Annotated in this window: 19 protein-coding genes; 18 read left to right on the top strand and 1 reads right to left on the bottom strand. The window is 72.0% G+C overall.

Annotated features, from left to right (window positions below):
• Positions 1-182: 182 nt before the first annotated feature.
• Together WDV06_RS31410 and WDV06_RS31415 are read left to right on the top strand one after the other, a co-directional pair.
• The gene (locus WDV06_RS31410) at positions 183-797 is read left to right on the top strand and encodes a vitamin K epoxide reductase family protein (protein ID WP_395513204.1); all 615 of its coding nucleotides are present in this window, start codon (positions 183-185) and stop codon (positions 795-797) included.
• 41 nt (positions 798-838) lie between these two features.
• On the top strand, positions 839-2,191 hold the full coding sequence (locus tag WDV06_RS31415; protein WP_395513205.1) for a replication-associated recombination protein A: 1,353 nt from the start codon (positions 839-841) through the stop codon (positions 2,189-2,191).
• 40 nt (positions 2,192-2,231) lie between these two features.
• On the opposite strand, the gene WDV06_RS31420 is transcribed toward WDV06_RS31415, so the two are convergent.
• Positions 2,232-3,140 (bottom strand): DUF2470 domain-containing protein, encoded by a 909-nt coding sequence (locus WDV06_RS31420; RefSeq protein ID WP_395513206.1) that lies wholly within the window; start codon positions 3,138-3,140, stop codon positions 2,232-2,234.
• 55 nt (positions 3,141-3,195) lie between these two features.
• On the opposite strand from WDV06_RS31420, the gene rpsD reads away from it, so the two are divergent.
• The 16 genes from rpsD (at position 3,196) to nusB (ending at position 17,223) form a co-directional block, all read left to right on the top strand.
• Entirely contained in the window at positions 3,196-3,807 is a 612-nt protein-coding gene (gene rpsD / locus WDV06_RS31425) for a 30S ribosomal protein S4 (RefSeq protein ID WP_007263048.1), read from the top strand.
• 189 nt (positions 3,808-3,996) lie between these two features.
• Positions 3,997-4,425, top strand: a complete 429-nt coding sequence (locus WDV06_RS31430; protein WP_395513207.1) for a DUF948 domain-containing protein — start codon at positions 3,997-3,999, stop codon at positions 4,423-4,425.
• Positions 4,426-4,433: 8 nt separating this feature from the next.
• A complete protein-coding gene (locus tag WDV06_RS31435) occupies positions 4,434-4,787 on the top strand; it encodes a DUF6167 family protein (protein WP_395513208.1) in 354 nt (117 codons plus the stop codon).
• The gene (gene alaS, locus WDV06_RS31440; protein WP_395513209.1) at positions 4,787-7,456 is read left to right on the top strand and encodes an alanine--tRNA ligase; all 2,670 of its coding nucleotides are present in this window, start codon (positions 4,787-4,789) and stop codon (positions 7,454-7,456) included. The genes WDV06_RS31435 and alaS overlap by 1 nt, the downstream gene beginning before the upstream one ends.
• A gap of 2 nt (positions 7,457-7,458) precedes the next feature.
• Entirely contained in the window at positions 7,459-7,929 is a 471-nt protein-coding gene (gene ruvX, locus WDV06_RS31445; protein ID WP_079425040.1) for a Holliday junction resolvase RuvX, read from the top strand.
• Positions 7,930-8,057: 128 nt separating this feature from the next.
• On the top strand, positions 8,058-9,794 hold the full coding sequence (gene mltG, locus WDV06_RS31450) for an endolytic transglycosylase MltG (protein WP_395513210.1): 1,737 nt from the start codon (positions 8,058-8,060) through the stop codon (positions 9,792-9,794).
• A gap of 6 nt (positions 9,795-9,800) precedes the next feature.
• Positions 9,801-10,625: a shikimate dehydrogenase gene (locus WDV06_RS31455; RefSeq protein WP_395513211.1), complete on the top strand. Its 825-nt coding sequence runs from the start codon at positions 9,801-9,803 to the stop codon at positions 10,623-10,625.
• Between the two features lie 48 nt (positions 10,626-10,673).
• Positions 10,674-10,853, top strand: a complete 180-nt coding sequence (locus WDV06_RS31460) for a hypothetical protein (protein ID WP_395513212.1) — start codon at positions 10,674-10,676, stop codon at positions 10,851-10,853.
• Between the two features lie 115 nt (positions 10,854-10,968).
• Positions 10,969-12,153 (top strand): chorismate synthase, encoded by a 1,185-nt coding sequence (gene aroC, locus WDV06_RS31465; protein ID WP_395513213.1) that lies wholly within the window; start codon positions 10,969-10,971, stop codon positions 12,151-12,153.
• Positions 12,150-12,668 (top strand): shikimate kinase, encoded by a 519-nt coding sequence (locus WDV06_RS31470; RefSeq protein WP_395513214.1) that lies wholly within the window; start codon positions 12,150-12,152, stop codon positions 12,666-12,668. The genes aroC and WDV06_RS31470 overlap by 4 nt, the downstream gene beginning before the upstream one ends.
• Entirely contained in the window at positions 12,665-13,756 is a 1,092-nt protein-coding gene (aroB, locus tag WDV06_RS31475) for a 3-dehydroquinate synthase (RefSeq protein WP_395513215.1), read from the top strand. Before WDV06_RS31470 ends, aroB begins: the two co-directional genes overlap by 4 nt.
• Entirely contained in the window at positions 13,753-14,193 is a 441-nt protein-coding gene (gene aroQ, locus WDV06_RS31480) for a type II 3-dehydroquinate dehydratase (RefSeq protein WP_045947843.1), read from the top strand. Before aroB ends, aroQ begins: the two co-directional genes overlap by 4 nt.
• Positions 14,194-14,239: 46 nt before the next feature.
• Positions 14,240-14,974, top strand: a complete 735-nt coding sequence (locus WDV06_RS31485) for an AAA family ATPase (protein WP_395513216.1) — start codon at positions 14,240-14,242, stop codon at positions 14,972-14,974.
• An 80-nt stretch (positions 14,975-15,054) separates the two neighbouring features.
• Complete coding sequence (locus WDV06_RS31490; RefSeq protein WP_395513217.1) at positions 15,055-16,161, top strand: aminopeptidase P family protein; 1,107 nt, start codon at positions 15,055-15,057, stop codon at positions 16,159-16,161.
• A gap of 58 nt (positions 16,162-16,219) precedes the next feature.
• Positions 16,220-16,786, top strand: a complete 567-nt coding sequence (gene efp / locus WDV06_RS31495) for an elongation factor P (RefSeq protein WP_042813990.1) — start codon at positions 16,220-16,222, stop codon at positions 16,784-16,786.
• Positions 16,787-16,788: 2 nt separating this feature from the next.
• Positions 16,789-17,223, top strand: a complete 435-nt coding sequence (gene nusB, locus WDV06_RS31500) for a transcription antitermination factor NusB (protein ID WP_395513218.1) — start codon at positions 16,789-16,791, stop codon at positions 17,221-17,223.
• Positions 17,224-17,347: the final 124 nt, after the last annotated feature.

Raw genomic sequence — 17,347 nt, forward strand, 5'->3', positions numbered from 1 at the left:
CCCCCCCCCCCCCCCCCCCCCCCCCCCCCCCCCCCCCCCCCCCCCCCCCCCCCCCCCCCCCCCCCCCCCCCCGCCGCTTTCTCGACCGTCCTTATACCGATCGAACGGAAGGCGGCCCCCGCGGTACGGCACAATGGCCCGAGCTTGATGACCTTGCCGATGTGTGATGTGGAGCGGGCGGGATGACGACGACGGGCGCTGGCGCGGAGACCTCTCCGCGGACCTACGGCGGCAGCCGGGCGCTGGCCCTGCTGCTCGTCATCACCGGAGCGGCGGCCCTGATCGCCGCCTGGGTGATCACGATCGACAAGTTCAAGCTCCTGGAGGACCCGGACTTCACGCCGGGCTGCAGCCTGAACCCGGTCGTCTCCTGCGGCAGCGTCATGAAGAGCGAGCAGGCCTCCGCCTTCGGGTTCCCGAACCCGATGATGGGGCTCGTCGGCTTCGGCATCGTCATCTGCGTCGGCATGAGCCTGCTCGCCGGAGCCCGCTTCGCCCGCTGGTACTGGCTCACCCTGAACGCCGGCATGCTCTTCGGCGTCGGGTTCTGCGCCTGGCTGACGTACCAGTCGCTGTACAACATCAACGCGCTGTGCCTGTGGTGCTGCCTGGTCTGGGTCTGCACGATCCTGATGTTCTGGTATGTCACCTCGCACAACGTCAGCCAGGGCCTGCTGCCCGCCCCCGGCTGGCTGCGCGGCTTCCTCGACGAGTTCACCTGGGTCCTGCCGGTCCTGCACATCGGGATCATCGGGATGCTGATCCTGACCCGCTGGTGGGACTTCTGGACCTCCTGAGGCCCGACCGCGTTGTCAGCGGTCTCGCTTAGGCTCGGGGTGTGGAACCAGACCTCTTCACCGCCGCCGCCGAGGAACGCCAGGAGAAGGACCCGGCCAGCTCCCCGCTGGCCGTCCGGATGCGCCCGCGCACCCTGGACGAGGTGGTGGGCCAGCAGCACCTGCTGAAGCCCGGCTCACCGCTGCGCCGACTGGTGGGGGAGGGGGCCGGGGGACCGGCCGGAGCCTCGTCGGTGATCCTCTGGGGCCCGCCGGGGATCGGCAAGACCACCCTCGCGTACGTGGTCAGCCAGGCGACGCAGAAGCGGTTCGTCGAACTGTCGGCGATCACGGCCGGGGTCAAGGAGGTCCGGGCCGTCATCGAGGGCGCCAAGCGGGCCGCCGGCGGCTACGGCAAGGAGACCGTCCTCTTCCTCGACGAGATCCACCGCTTCAGCAAGGCGCAGCAGGACTCCCTGCTGCCGGCCGTGGAGAACCGCTGGGTCACCCTGATCGCGGCCACCACGGAGAACCCGTACTTCTCGATCATCTCCCCCCTGCTCTCGCGGTCGCTGCTGCTGACGCTGGAGCCGCTGACCGACGGCGACCTGAGCGGGCTGCTGCGGCGGGCCCTGGAGGAGGAGCGGGGGCTGGGGGGCGCGGTCTCGCTGCCCGCCGACGCCGAGGCGCACCTGCTGCGGATCGCCGGCGGTGACGCCCGCCGGGCGCTGACCGCGCTGGAGGCGGGGGCCGGATCGGCGATCGCCAAGGGCGAGGCGGAGATCACCCTCCAGACGCTGGAGGAGGCCGTCGACCGGGCGGCGGTCCGCTACGACCGGGACGGCGACCAGCACTACGACGTGGCCAGCGCCCTGATCAAGTCGATCCGCGGCTCCGACGTGGACGCCGCGCTCCACTACCTGGCCCGGATGATCGAGGCCGGCGAGGACCCGCGGTTCATCGCGCGGAGGCTGATGATCTCCGCGAGCGAGGACATCGGGCTGGCGGACCCCACCGCACTGCCGCTGGCGGTGGCGGCGGCCCAGGCGGTGGCGATGATCGGCTTCCCGGAGGCCGCGCTGACCCTGTCGCACGCCACGATCGCGCTGGCGCTGGCTCCGAAGTCCAACACCGCCACGACGGCGATCGGCGCGGCGCTGGCGGACGTCCGGGCGGGACTGGCCGGGGCCGTTCCGTCACACCTGCGGGACGGGCACTACAAGGGCGCGGCCAAGCTCGGGCACGCCGTGGGCTACGTGTACCCGCACGACGTGCCGGGCGCGATCGCCGCGCAGCAGTACGCGCCGGACGAGATCCACGGCAAGCGGTACTACGAGCCGACGCGGTACGGGGCGGAAGCCCGCTACGCGGACGTGGTGGAGAAGGTCCGCGAGCGCCTCCGCGGCACGGGCTGACCGGGCCTGCCCGCGGCGCCGCCGCCCGCCCCGCGCGGCCTCAGTGGGCGGCCGCGGCGAACAGCGAGCGCATCGCGCGGCGCAGGCCGCACACGTCCGCCACCGGCTCGGGGAAGTCGAAGCGGGCGTCGAAGGCGGCCAGCCCGGGCCCGCGGGTGAAGCGGACGCGCAGCCCGAGCCGGTCCAGGGCCAGCGGGACCGGGGTCAGCCCGGCCGCCTCCCGGGAGCCCAGCAGCCCGCACAGGCCCGCCAGGCGCTCGGGGTGGACGGAGGCCAGGTGCTGGAGGAGCTCCGCCTCGTGGACCGTCATCGGGTCCGGCTCGGCCGCCGCCAGCTCCTCGGGGTCCACCCGCTCGGCGCCCCACAGGTCGTCGACCCGGGCCTCGCCGACCTCCAGGCGCAGCAGCGTCCAGGCCGGACGGCCGGTGGAGGGGGCGTCGAGGTTGGGGGGCTGCGCCGGCCCGAGCAGGCCGCCCGCCGCGTGGCGCTCGGCGATCAGCGCCGCGCACACCGCGCGGTCGTCCCCGCCCACCGGGGTCAGCCATCCGGCGAGCCGGGCGCGGCCCCGTATACGATGGGGGACGGACACCGGCGCCACGTCCGTGATCTCGATCACGGCGGGGAGGTCGTCGTCCTGGGCGTGAGCGGCGGCCCTGGCCGCCGCGGATTCCCCTGGCACCAGGAGAATCACGTCCCCGTCCGGGGTGACGGTCCGAGCGGCCGGCCCCCCTGTCCCCCACTCTCCCTGGTCACGAGCACCCGGCAGCGTGAGGGATACTGAGGCGTTGGACTCTACGAGGGTTCGTACGCGTTCGGCTCCGGTGAGCTGCCGAACGCCTTCCCTGGGACGCGGCTGACCTTGCTTATCGTCGTCGAAAGCGGATTCCGTTTCGTTGGAACCCGAACTGCGGCGCGCACTGGGCAGGGGGATCCCATGTGGTCGAGACATTACGTCCTCCTCGCTAAGGTAAGCCTCACCTAACTTACATGGAGGTAGGTTCCACGTGAACCAGAAGCGACCCAAGGTCAAGAAGTCCCGTGCCCTCGGCATCGCCCTGACGCCGAAGGCCGTCAAGTACTTCGAGGCCCGCCCCTACCCGCCGGGCGAGCACGGCCGTGGCCGCAAGCAGAACTCGGACTACAAGGTCCGTCTGCTGGAGAAGCAGCGTCTGCGCGCCCAGTACGACATCTCCGAGCGCCAGATGGCCCGCGCGTACGACCGCGCGAAGAAGGCCGAGGGCAAGACGGGCGAGGCGCTGGTCGTCGAGCTTGAGCGTCGTCTGGACGCCCTGGTCCTGCGTGCCGGCATCGCCCGCACCATCTACCAGGCCCGCCAGATGGTCGTCCACGGCCACATCGAGGTCAACGGCGGCAAGGTCGACAAGCCGTCGTTCCGCGTGCGTCCCGACGACGTCATCACGGTTCGCGAGCGCAGCCGCGAGAAGCACCCCTTCCAGGTCGCCCGCGAGGGTGGCTACGCCGGTGAGGGTGAGACCCCGCGCTACCTGCAGGTCAACCTGAAGGCCCTGGCCTTCCGCCTCGACCGCGACCCGAACCGCAAGGAGATCCCGGTCATCTGCGACGAGCAGCTCGTCGTCGAGTACTACGCCCGCTGATCCAGCGGCCGTAGCCACTCACAGGCTGGTCCGGCCCGCCGTCCCCTCCGGGGGCGGCGGGCTTCGCCGTATCCGGGGGAGCCGCACTGGAATCCGGTTCTGCGGCGGATCTCCGGCGCGATAGGGTCGGAGCAGCTTCATCCAGCAGACTTAACCCGTCGGGTTTCCAGATTCAGGAAGCGGTGCAACGTGTCCGGTGGAGAGGTGGCCGGGATCATCGTGGCCGTCTTCTGGGCCATCCTGGTCTCCTTCCTCGCAGTGGCGCTGGCCAGGCTCGCCCAGGTGCTCAGGGCCACCACCAAGCTCGTGGCCGAGGTCACCGAGCAGGCCGTCCCGCTGCTGGCGGACGCCTCGACGACGGTCCGCTCCGCGCGCACCCAGCTCGACCGGGTCGACGCCATCGCGAGCGACGTCCAGGAGGTCACCTCCAACGCCTCCGCGCTGTCCTCCACCGTCGCCTCCACCTTCGGCGGCCCGCTCGTCAAGGTCGCGGCCTTCGGCTACGGGGTGCGCAAGGCCATGGGCAGGACCGGCACGGAAACCGAGCGCACCCCCCGGCGCACCGTGATCGTCGGCCGTACGGTGCCGGATCCGCGGCGCCGCAAGCAGAAGGGCTGAGACCTCCGATGTTCCGCCGAGCCTTCTGGTTCACCGCCGGCGCCGCCGCCGGCGTCTGGGCCACCACCAAGGTCAACCGCCAGCTGAAGAAGCTGACGCCGGAGAGCCTCGCGGCCCAGGCGGCCGACAAGGCCGTCGAGGCGGGCCACCGCCTCAAGGACTTCGCCCTCGACGTCAAGGCGGGAATGACGCAGCGCGAGGACGAGCTGAACGACGCACTGGGCCTGACCCAGGACCCCGACCGGCCCGACAACGTCACCGCCCTCCCCGGGCCGCGGCGGCTGCGGGCCATCGGACACGACACGACCATCCACCGACCGAACCACTCGGCGGTTACGTACAACCGGAATGAGGACCACTGATGGAGTCGGCTGAAATCCGCCGCCGCTGGCTGAGCTTCTTCGAGGAGCGCGGTCACACCGTTGTCCCTTCGGCGTCGCTCATCGCGGACGACCCGACTCTGCTGCTGGTCCCCGCCGGCATGGTCCCGTTCAAGCCCTACTTCCTGGGCGAGACCAAGCCCCCGGCGCCCACGCTCACCAGCGTGCAGAAGTGCGTCCGCACCCCGGACATCGAAGAGGTCGGCAAGACCACCCGCCACGGCACGTTCTTCCAGATGTGCGGCAACTTCTCCTTCGGCGACTACTTCAAGGAAGGCGCCATCAAGTACGCCTGGGAGCTGCTGACCAGCTCCGTGGCGGACGGCGGCTACGGCCTGGAGCCTGAGAAGCTCTGGATCACGGTCTACCTCGACGACGACGAGGCCGAGGCCATCTGGCGGGACAAGATCGGCGTCCCGGCCGAGCGCATCCAGCGCCTGGGCAAGAAGGACAACTTCTGGTCCATGGGCGTCCCGGGCCCCTGCGGCCCCTGTTCCGAGATCAACTACGACCGCGGCCCCGAGTTCGGCGTCGAGGGCGGCCCGGCCGTCAACGACGAGCGGTACGTGGAGATCTGGAACCTCGTCTTCATGCAGTACGAGCGGGGCGCCGGCGACGGCAAGGAGGACTTCCCGATCCTCGGCGACCTCCCGTCGAAGAACATCGACACCGGCCTCGGCCTCGAACGCCTCGCGATGATCCTGCAGGGCGTGCGGAACATGTACGAGACCGACACCCTGCGCGTGGTCATGGACAAGGCCACCGAGCTGACCGGGGTCGCCTACGGCGCCGCCGAGCACTCGGACGTCTCCCTGCGTGTGGTCGCCGACCACATCCGCACCTCCACTATGCTCATCGGCGACGGCGTCACCCCCGGCAACGAGGGTCGCGGCTACGTGCTGCGCCGCATCATGCGCCGCGCCATCCGCAACATGCGCCTCATGGGCGCCACGGGCCCGGTCGTCCGGGACCTGATCGACGTGGTCATCGAGACGATGGGGCAGCAGTACCCGGAGCTCGTCACCGACCGCAAGCGCATCGAGACCGTCGCCATCGCCGAGGAAGCCGCCTTCCTCAAGGCCATCAAGGGCGGCACCAACATCCTCGACACCGCCGTGACCGAGACCAAGGCCGCCGGCGGCACGGTCCTCTCCGGCGACAAGGCGTTCCTGCTCCACGACACCTGGGGCTTCCCGATCGACCTCACCCTGGAGATGGCCGCCGAACAGGGCCTCTCCGTGGACGAGGCCGGCTTCCGCCGCCTGATGCAGGAGCAGCGCGACCGCGCCAAGGCCGACGCCAAGGCCAAGAAGACCGGCCACGCCGACGTCTCCGCCTACCGCGAGATCGCCGACGGCTCCGGCGCCACCGAGTTCACCGGCTACGCCACCAACCAGGGCGAGGCCACCATCGTCGGCCTCCTGGTCAACGGCGTCTCCGCGCCCGCCGCCTCCGAGGGCGACGAGGTCGAGGTCGTCCTCGACCGCACCCCCTTCTACGCCGAGGGCGGCGGCCAGCTCGCCGACCAGGGCCGCATCAAGCTCGACACCGGTGCCGTCATCGAGGTCCGCGACGTGCAGCAGCCTGTCCCGGGCGTCTCCGTCCACAAGGGGTCCGTCCAGGTCGGCGAGGTCACGGTCGGGGCCTCCGCGTACGCCGCGATCGACGTCAAGCGCCGCCGCGCCATCGCCCGCGCCCACTCGGCCACCCACCTGACCCACCAGGCGCTGCGCGACGCCCTCGGCCCGACGGCCGCCCAGGCCGGCTCCGAGAACAGCCCCGGCCGCTTCCGCTTCGACTTCGGCTCGCCGAACGCCGTCCCCGGCACGGTGCTCACCGACGTGGAGCAGAAGATCAACGACGTGCTCTCCCGCGAGCTCGACGTCACCGCCGAGATCATGAGCATCGACGAGGCGAAGAAGCAGGGCGCCATCGCCGAGTTCGGCGAGAAGTACGGCGAGCGGGTCCGCGTCGTGACCATCGGCGACTTCTCCAAGGAGCTGTGCGGCGGCACCCACGTCGGCAACACCGCCCAGCTGGGTCTGGTGAAGCTGCTCGGCGAGTCCTCCATCGGCTCCGGCGTGCGCCGCGTCGAGGCCCTCGTCGGCGTGGACGCGTACAACTTCCTCGCCAAGGAGCACACGGTCGTCGCCCAGCTCCAGGAGCTGGTCAAGGGCCGTCCGGAGGAGCTGCCGGAGAAGATCGCCTCCATGCTCGGCAAGCTGAAGGACGCCGAGAAGGAGATCGAGAAGTTCCGCGCGGAGAAGGTCCTCCAGGCCGCCGCCGGCCTCGCCGCCGGCGCCCAGGACATCCGCGGCGTCGCCCTCGTCGTCGGCCAGGTGCCGGACGGCACGGGCGCCGACGACCTGCGCAAGCTGGTCCTGGACGTCCGCGGTCGCATCCCCGGCGACCGTCCGGCCGTCGTCGCACTGTTCACCGTGGCGAACGACCGCCCGCTGACCGTCGTCGCCACCAACGACGCCGCCCGCGAGCGCGGCCTCAAGGCCGGCGACCTGGTCCGCACCGCCGCCAAGACCCTCGGCGGCGGCGGTGGCGGCAAGCCGGACGTGGCCCAGGGCGGCGGCCAGAACCCGGGCGCCGTGCCCGAGGCCATCGCCGCGGTCGAACGCCTCGTCGTCGAGACGGCCTGACGATGAGCCTGCGCCGCGGCCGCCGCCTGGCCATCGATGTCGGAGACGCCCGGATCGGGGTCGCCTCGTGCGACCCCGACGGGGTGCTGGCCACGCCGGTGGAGACCGTCCCGGGCCGGGACGTCCCGGCCGCCCACCGGCGGCTGCGGCAGCTCGTCGAGGAGTACGAGCCCCTCGAAGTCGTCGTCGGCCTCCCCCGCTCGCTCAGCGGGCGGGAGGGGCCGGCCGCGGCCAAGGTGCGCGCCTTCGCGAACGAACTCGCCAAGGGGATCAAGCCGGTGACGGTCCGCCTGGTGGACGAGCGGATGACCACGGTCACCGCCGCGCAGGGCCTGCGCGCCTCCGGCCGGAACGCGAAGAAGGGCAGGTCGGTCATCGACCAGGCCGCCGCTGTGGTCATCCTCCAGAACGCTCTTGAGACCGAACGGGTATCAGGTAATCCGCCTGGTGAGTGCGTCGAAGTGGTTGTCTGATCGCGATACGGTAACGTTCCGCGCGATGAGACGGCATTCGAACAGCCGTCGCCCACCACTCAAGAGGCGGAACCGGGTGCCGCGGCCGACATGAGCCGCGGACCACGTCTCGCGGCTCTAGGGGACCGATGACTGACTATGGCCGGGGCCACGGCTCCGAACCGTGGAACCCCCAGGACCCCCTCTACGGGGACCAGGGGTGGACCGCGCACCAGACGCAGCAGGGGCAGGTTCCCTACGGCGGTGACCCGCAGCAGCAGTACCAGCACCCCCTGGAGCCGCAGCACCCGGACCTGCAGTACCAGCAGGCCCAGTACCAGCAGGAATACCCGGCGCAGTACCCGCAGCAGCCGCAGTACGCCGAGCAGCAGGCGTACGCGGCGCAGCACGCCCAGGCCACCGCGCCGCAGCAGCTCCAGCAGCAGCCGCTGTACGAGGGCCAGGGCCAGGGCCAGGCCTGGGACGGGGGCCACGAACAGCAGTACATGGCCGCCGTCCAGACCGACCCCTACGCGGGCGCCGACCCGTACGCCCAGCAGTCCGCCGGGGCCTACCCCGGCGAGGCTCCCGACCTGTACGCGACGTCGGAGGCCTACCCGCCGCCGCAGCCCCCGAACCTGCGTCACCTGGAGCCGGAGCCGGCCGAGGAGGAGCCGGAGGAGGAGTCCCTCCCGCCCGCGGGCGGCGGCGCGGACGACGACGGTGAGGAGCCGGTGGCCGGCGGCCGCCGGGCGGGCCGCGGCAAGGGCGGCAAGGCGGGCAAGAAGAAGCAGAAGAAGCGCAGCGGGACGGCCTGCCTGGTCGCCGCCGTGGTCGTCGTCGCCGTCGTCGGCGGTGGCGGCTACTACGGCTACGGCTACCTGAAGGACCGCTTCGGCGCGACCGAGGACTTCGCGGGCGAGGGCACGGACGAGACCGTCGACGTCGAGATCCCCAAGAACGCGGGTCTCGGGCAGATGGGCCGCATCCTCAAGGAAGCCGGCGTGGTCGCCAGCGCCCAGGCCTTCGTGGACGCCGCGAACGCCAACCCCAAGGGCAAGTCGATCCAGCCGGGCATCTACCCGCTGAAGAAGAAGATGTCGGGCACGGCCGCGGTCGCCCTGATGATCGACCCGAGCAAGCTCGCCGTCATCACCGTCCCCGAGGGCATGCGCAACTCCGACGTCTACAAGGCGATCGACAAGAAGCTCGGCAAGCCGGACGGCACCACCCGCGAGATCGCCCAGCGCGAGTCCAAGAACCTGGGGCTGCCGGCCTGGGCCGCGAGCAACCCGAAGGTCATGGACCCGCTCGAAGGCTTCCTGTACCCGATGCGGTACGACCTCAAGAAGGACAGCACCCCCGAGTCCCTGCTCAAGCAGATGGTCAAGAACGCCTCCGACAAGTACGCGGAGCTGGGCGTCGAGGCCAAGGCCAAGGAGCTCAACCTGGAGAACCCGCTCCAGGTCATCACCGTCGCGAGCCTCGTCAACGCCGAGGGCAAGAACCACGACGACTTCCGCAAGATGGCGGAGGTGGTCTACAACCGCCTCAAGAAGACCAACGACGTCACGAACCAGAAGCTGCAGTTCGACTCGACGTACAACTACGTCAAGGGCCAGAGCGAGATCAACTTCAACCTGAAGGAAGCCCAGGCCTTCGACCACCCGTACAACACCCACTTCGTCAAGGGCCTCCCGCCCGGCCCGATCGACAACCCCGGCCTGGACGCGCTGACCGCTACGCTCAACCCCGATCACGGCGGCTGGATGTTCTTCGTGTCGGTCGACGGCAACAAGACGACCTTCACCAAGACCTACGACGAGCACCTGAAGCTCGTCGCGGAGTTCCAGGAGCGCCAGGCGCAGAAGAAGAACGGCGGGTAGCAGGACATGTCACGGACACGGGCCGCGGTGCTGGGTTCTCCCATCGAGCACTCCCTCTCACCGGTACTGCACCGGGCGGCCTACCGGGAGCTCGGCCTCGACGACTGGACCTACGACCGGTTCGAGATCGACGAGGCCGCGCTCCCCGGGTTCGTGGCGGGCCTGGGCCCCGAGTGGGCCGGCTTCTCCCTGACGATGCCGCTCAAGCGGGCGGTCATCCCGTTGCTGGACGAGATAAGCGACACCGCCGCCGCTGTCGAGGCGGTCAACACCCTGGTCCTCACCGAGGACGGCCGCCGCGTCGGCGACAACACCGACATCCCCGGGATCGTCGCCGCCCTGCACGAGCGCGGCGTCGACAAGGTGCCCGCCGCCGCGGTGCTCGGGGCAGGGGCCACCGCCTCCTCGGCGCTGGCGGCCTTGGCACGGGTCTGCACCGGCGAGATCACCGCATACGTCCGCTCGGAGGCCCGCGCCGACGAGATGCGCCGCTGGGGCGAGCGGCTCGGCGCGGACGTCCGCACGGCCGACTGGTCGCGGGCCGCCGACGCCCTCCGTGCCCCGCTGGTGATCGCCACCACCCCGGCGGGGGCCACCGACGAACTGGCCGCCGCCGTCCCCGGGGACCCGGGCGCCCTCTTCGACGTCCTGTACGACCCCTGGCCCACCGCGCTGGCCGCCGCCTGGTCCGGACGCGGCGGCACCCTGCTCGGAGGCCTCGACCTGCTCGTGCACCAGGCCGTGCTCCAGGTCGAGCGGATGACCGGCCGCACCCCGGCCCCGCTGGCGGCCATGCGGGCCGCGGGGGAGCGGGCGCTGACCGCGCGTTAGGCTTCCCCCCGGGGATTTCCGGGACAAGGGGGGCTTATGGGTACGAACATGGCCGGTCAGATACTGGCGTCGAAGTGGGACGCGGGGTACGCCGTCCTGGTCTTCGTCCGGGCCCTGCTCGGCGGCCTGCCCGCCTGGGCGAAGTGGATCATCGGCGGGCTCGTGGCCGTCGTCCTCGTCCTGGAGGGCCGCCGGTGGTGGCGCCGGCGTGGGACGGCCGTCCGATAGCTGGACCGGATCACGGGGGACCCCCCGGGACGTGGGAGGATTCGGGTACCGGCGGTACCGGTCCCGCGCACCGGACCCGCCGTGGCAGTGCCGGACGCGAGCATGAGGAGCATCGTTGAGCAGGTTGCGTTGGCTGACCGCAGGAGAGTCGCACGGACCGGCCCTGGTGGCGACGCTGGAGGGCCTTCCCGCCGGCGTCCCGGTGACCACCGAGCTGGTGGCCGACCACCTGGCCCGGCGCCGGCTCGGCTATGGACGCGGTGCCCGGATGAAGTTCGAGCAGGACGAGGTCACCTTCCTCGGCGGCGTCCGCCACGGCCTGTCGCTGGGCTCCCCGGTGGCCGTCATGGTCGGCAACACCGAATGGCCCAAGTGGGAGACGGTCATGTCGGCCGACCCGGTCGACCCCGCGCTGCTGAAGGAGACCGGCCGCAACGCGCCGCTCACCCGTCCGCGGCCCGGCCACGCCGACCTCGCCGGCATGCAGAAGTACGGCTTCGACGAGGCCCGCCCGATCCTGGAGCGCGCCAGCGCCCGCGAGACGGCCGCCCGCGTGGCCCTCGGCGCCGTCGCCCGGTCCTTCCTGAAGGAGGCCGCCGGCATCGAGATCGTCTCGCACGTGGTGGAACTGGCCTCGGCCAAGGCCCCCTACGGCGTGTACCCGACCCCCGCCGACGTCGAGAAGCTCGACGCCGACCCGGTGCGCTGCCTCGACGCCGACGCGTCGAAGGCGATGGTCGCGGAGATCGACCAGGCCCACAAGGACGGCGACACCCTCGGCGGCGTCGTCGAGGTCCTCGCCTACGGCGTGCCCGTCGGCCTCGGCTCCCACGTCCACTGGGACCGCCGCCTCGACGCCCGCCTCGCCGCGGCGCTCATGGGCATCCAGGCCATCAAGGGCGTCGAGGTCGGCGACGGCTTCGAGCTGGCCCGCGTGCCCGGCTCCCAGGCGCACGACGAGATCGTCTCCACTCCCGAGGGCATCAAGCGCACCTCCGGCCGCTCCGGCGGTACCGAGGGCGGCCTGACCACCGGTGAGCTGCTGCGCGTCCGCGCCGCGATGAAGCCCATCGCGACCGTGCCGCGCGCCCTCGCCACCATCGACGTGGCCACCGGCGAGGCCGCCGCCGCGCACCACCAGCGCTCCGACGTCTGCGCCGTGCCCGCCGCCGGCATCGTCGCCGAGGCCATGGTCGCGCTCGTCCTGGCCGACGCGGTCGTCGAGAAGTTCGGCGGCGACTCCGTCGCCGAGACCCGCCGCAACGTGCGGTCCTACCTCGACAACCTGCAGATCCGGTGACCGGCGGACCGCTCGTCGTCCTCGTCGGCCCCATGGGGTGCGGCAAGTCCACGGTGGGAGCGCTGCTCGCCGAGCGGCTCGGCGTCTCCTACCGGGACACGGACGCCGACATCGTCGCGGCCCAGGGCCGCGAGATCTCCGACATCTTCGTCGACGAGGGCGAGCCCTACTTCCGTGAGCTGGAGCGGCAGGCGGTCGCCGCCGCCGTCGCCGGGCACACGGGGGTCCTCGCCCTCGGCGGCGGCGCCGTCCTCGACGCGGACACCCGGGCCCTGCTGGCCGGGCTGCCCGTCGCCTACCTGTCGATGGACGTCGAGGAGGCCGTGCGCCGCGTCGGCCTCGGCGCGGCCCGCCCGCTGCTGGCCGTCAACCCGCGCCGGCAGTGGCGCGAGCTGATGGAGGCCCGGCGGCACCTGTACACCGAAGTCGCGCGCGTCGTGGTGGCCACGGACGAGCGCACCCCCGAAGAGGTCGCCCAGGCGGTCCTCGACGCACTGGAGTTGAAGGACGTATGACAGACCAGGTGACGCGCATCCAGGTCGGCGCCAGCGCCGGGTACGAGGCGTACGACGTGCTGGTCGGCCGGCAGCTGCTCGGCGAGCTGGGCGGCCTCATCGGCACCCGCGCCCAGCGGGTCGCCGTGATCCACCCCGAGGCCCTCGCCGAGACCGGCGAGGCGCTGCGCGCGGACCTGGCCGAGCAGGGCTACGAGGCCATCGCCATCCAGGTGCCCAACGCGGAGGAGGCCAAGACCGTCGAGGTGGCGGCCTACTGCTGGAAGGCGCTCGGCCAGTCCAACTTCACCCGCACCGACGTGATCGTCGGCGTGGGCGGCGGCGCCACCACCGACCTGGCGGGCTTCGTCGCCGCCAGCTGGCTGCGCGGGGTGCGCTGGATCGCGGTCCCCACCACCGTCCTCGCGATGGTGGACGCGGCCGTCGGCGGCAAGACCGGCATCAACACCGCCGAGGGCAAGAACCTCGTCGGCGCCTTCCACCCGCCGGCCGGCGTGCTCTGCGACCTCGCGGCGCTGGAGTCGCTGCCCGTCCACGACTACGTCAGCGGCCTCGCCGAGGTCATCAAGGCCGGCTTCATCGCCGACCCGGTGATCCTCGACCTGATCGAGGCGGACCCGCAGGGCGCGCGCACCCCCGACGGCCCGCACACCGCCGAGCTGATCGTCCGCTCCATCCGCGTCAAGGCCGAGGTGGTCTCCGGCGACCTCAAGGAGTCGGGCCTGCGGGAGGTCCTCAACTACGGCCACACCCTCGCGCACGCCATCGAGAAGAACGAGCGCTACAAGTGGCGCCACGGCGCGGCGGTCTCCGTCGGCATGGTCTTCGCCGCCGAGCTCGGCCGCCTCGCCGGCCGGCTGGACGACGCCACGGCCGACCGGCACCGTGAGGTCCTCGCCTCCGTCGGCCTGCCGTTGACCTACCGCGGCGACCAGTGGCCCAAGCTGCTCCAGACCATGCAGGTCGACAAGAAGTCCCGCGGCAGCCTGCTGCGCTTCGTCGTGCTCGACGGGCTCGCCAAGCCGACCGTCCTGGAGGGCCCCGACCCGGCCCACCTGATCGCCGCGTACGGCGAGGTGTCGGCGTGAGCCGCCCCGTCCTGGTGCTGAACGGCCCGAACCTGGGCCGGCTCGGCTCCCGCGAGCCCGACGTCTACGGGGCCACCTCGTACGCCGGCCTGGTCGAGAGCTGCCGCACCCTGGGCGCCGAACTCGGCTTCGACGTCGAGGTCCGCGAGACCAACGACGAGGGCGAGCTCGTGCGCTGGCTGCACGAGGCGGCGGACGGGAAGATCCCGGTCGTGATCAACCCGGGCGCCTTCACGCACTACTCGTACGCCATGCGGGACGCGGCCGCGCAGCGCACCGCCCCGCTGATCGAGGTGCACATCTCCAACCCGTACGCCCGGGAGGAGTTCCGGCACACCTCGGTCATCGCGGCCGTGGCCACCGGCACCGTCGCGGGCTTCGGCCTGGGCTCCTACCGGCTGGCGCTGCGCGCGCTGGCCGAAGAGGTCACGGGCTGAGATAACGTTCTCGCATCAGTCGCCTGAACGAGACGGAGTGGCGAGGATGCAGCACGGAGTGGGGGGCTGGGGTCCGCCGGGACAGCACCCGGCGGCGCCCCCGCCACCGCCGATACCCCCTGCGCAGGGCTGGCAGGGGCCCCCGGTGCCCGAGGGGACCGGGCACATTCCGCTGCCCCCCGCCGTTCCCGCCCCGCCCGCTCCTCCCGCCGGGGGGACGGGCGGCGCCGTGCTCGCCGTCCTGCTCATCGGCCCGGCGGGTGCCGGCAAGACCACCGTGGCCCGGCACTGGGCGCAGACCCGCCCGGTGCCGACCGCGCACATCAGCCTCGACGACGTCCGCGAATGGGTCCGCTCGGGCTTCGCGGACCCGCAGGCCGGATGGAACGACCACTCCGAGGCCCAGTACCGCCTCGCCCGCCGCACCTGCGGCTTCGCCGCCCGCAACTTCCTGGCGAACGGCATCTCCTGCATCCTCGACGACGCCGTCTTCCCCGACCGGCCCGTCGTCGGGCTCGGTGGCTGGAAGCGCCACGTGGGGCCCGCCCTCCTCCCGGTCGTCCTGCTCCCCGGCCTGGAGATCGTCCTGGACCGCAACGCCGCCCGCTCCGGCAACCGGCGCCTGTCCGACGAGGAAGTCGCCCGCATCCACGGCCGGATGGCCGGCTGGTACGGCTCCGGCCTGCCGATCATCGACAACTCCCACCTCGACGTGGAAGGCACCGCGCGCGCCCTGGACGACGCCCTCGCCCGGGCGCTGGCGAGCCCGCCGCGCTGGTAGCGGGGAGGGGGGCCCGGGGGAGGGCCCGTCCGGACGCGCTCGCCAGGCCGGATGCGCGGGGCGCTCGTAGGCTCGAAGACATGTCCGACGTGTACGCGGCCCGCAGGGGCCTGCTCCGCGAGCGCTGCGGCGCCGCGGGCAACTCCGCCGCTCTGATCACGCGTCCGGCGAACGTCCGCTACCTCGCCGGGGCGTCCCCGCTGGGCGCCGTCCTGCTGGTCGGGCCCGCCGACGACGAACTGTTCTGCGCCGGCGCCCCCACCGGCGAGGCCGACGAGGGCCGGCTGGACGAGCGGCTGAAGGTCAGCCTGCTGAGCGGCCCCGGGGCCGATCCGGCCGTGGCCGCGGCGGACCGGGCAGCCGCCGCGCGGGCGGACTTCCTCGCCGTCGAGGAGCACCACCTCACCGTCGCCCGGCACCGCGCCGTGAGCTCCGTCGCGCCCCGGTTGCGGCTGGCCGACCTGGGCACCGCCGTGGAGCAGCAGCGGCTGGTCAAGGACGAAGAGGAGATCGCCTGCCTGCGCATCGCCGCCGAGATCGCCGACCAGGCCCTCGGCGAGCTGCTGGAGTCCATCCTGGTCGGGCGCACCGAACGCCATCTGGCCCTGGAGCTGGAGCGCAGGCTCGTCGACCACGGAGCGGACGGCCCGGCCTTCCCGACCTCCGTCGGCACCGGACCGCACTCCGGCCGCTCCCGGCACCGGCCCTCGGACCGGCGGGTGGAGGAGGGCGACTTCCTGTCCGTCTGCCTCGGCGCCAACTACCGGGGCTACCGCTGCGAGATCGGCCGCACCTTCGTGATCGGCACCACTCCCGCCGACTGGCAGATCGAGCTGTACGACCTCGTCTTCGCCGCCCAGCGGGCCGGCCGGGAGGCGCTGGTGCCGGGGGCGGCGTACCGCGACGTGGACCACGCGGCCCGGTCCGTCCTGGACTCGGCGGGGCACGGCGAGGCCCTCGCCGGGTGCATGGGACACGGGGTCGGCCTCGAAATCGACGAGGACCCGCAGCTTGCACCTACGGCAATGGGTAAACTGGACGCTTGCGTGCCGGTCACCGTCGAACCGGGGGTTCACCTCCCCGGCCGGGGAGGTGTCCGGATCGATGACACGCTCGTCGTGCGCCCCGAGGCGGACGGCGGTCCCGAGCTACTCACCATTACGACCAAGGAGCTGCTCGCACTGTAGTCCGCTGTGCGGGCCGTGTGCGCCTCCCCGGTCTTCCAGTGCAGGAGATTCCGCAACCGTGGCTTCCACGAACGACCTCAAGAACGGCATGGTGCTCAAGCTCGACGGTGACCAGCTCTGGTCCGTCGTCGAGTTCCAGCACGTCAAGCCCGGCAAGGGCCCGGCCTTCGTGCGCACCAAGCTCAAGCACGTGCTCTCCGGCAAGGTCGTCGACAAGACCTTCAACGCCGGCACGAAGGTCGACACCGCCACGATCGACCGCCGTGACATGCAGTTCTCGTACATGGACGGCGACTACTTCGTCTTCATGGACATGCAGACCTACGACCAGCTGATGGTCGACCGCAAGGCCGTCGGCGACGCCGCCAACTTCCTCATCGAGGGCTTCACCGCCTCTGTCGCGCAGCACGAGGGCGAGGTGCTCTACGTCGAGCTCCCGGCCGCCGTCGAGCTGACCATCGAGCACACCGACCCGGGCGTCCAGGGCGACCGCTCCACCGGCGGCACCAAGCCCGCCAAGCTGGAGACCGGCCACGAGATCCAGGTCCCGCTCTTCGTCACCACCGGCGAGAAGATCAAGGTCGACACCCGCACCAGCGCCTACCTCGGCCGGGTGAACAGCTAACCGTGGCTGCCCGGAGCAACGCGCGCAAGCGCGCCTTCCAGATCCTCTTCGAGGCCGACCAGCGCGGCGTTCCCGTGCGCGAGGTCCTCGCGGACTGGATCCGCCACGCGAACGCGGACGTCCGGCAGCCGCCGGTCAACGCCTTCACGATGGACCTCGTCGAGGGGTACGCCGAGAAGGTGAACCGCATCGACGACCTGATCGTCACCTACGCCGTGGACTGGGAGCTCGACCGAATGCCGGTCGCCGACCGGAACATCCTGCGGCTGGGCGCCTACGAGCTGATCTGGGTCGACGAGACCCCCGACGCCGTGGCGATCGACGAGGCGGTGCAGCTGGCGAAGGAGTTCTCCACGGACGACTCGCCGGCGTTCGTCAACGGCCTGCTGGCCCGCTTCAAGGACCTGAAGCCGAGCCTGCGCCGCGGCGAAGGCTGACGCCTGCCGCGCACACACGGAAGGGCCCGCGACGTCCGCGTCGCGGGCCCCTCCGTGTGCCCCCCGGGGGGGGGGGCCCGCCAAAACCGCGGGTGGCGGGGCCCCCGGGGCGGGCTGTTTTAAA

This window comes from Streptomyces racemochromogenes (assembly GCF_044129415.1).
GTDB lineage: Bacteria > Actinomycetota > Actinomycetes > Streptomycetales > Streptomycetaceae > Streptomyces > Streptomyces racemochromogenes_A.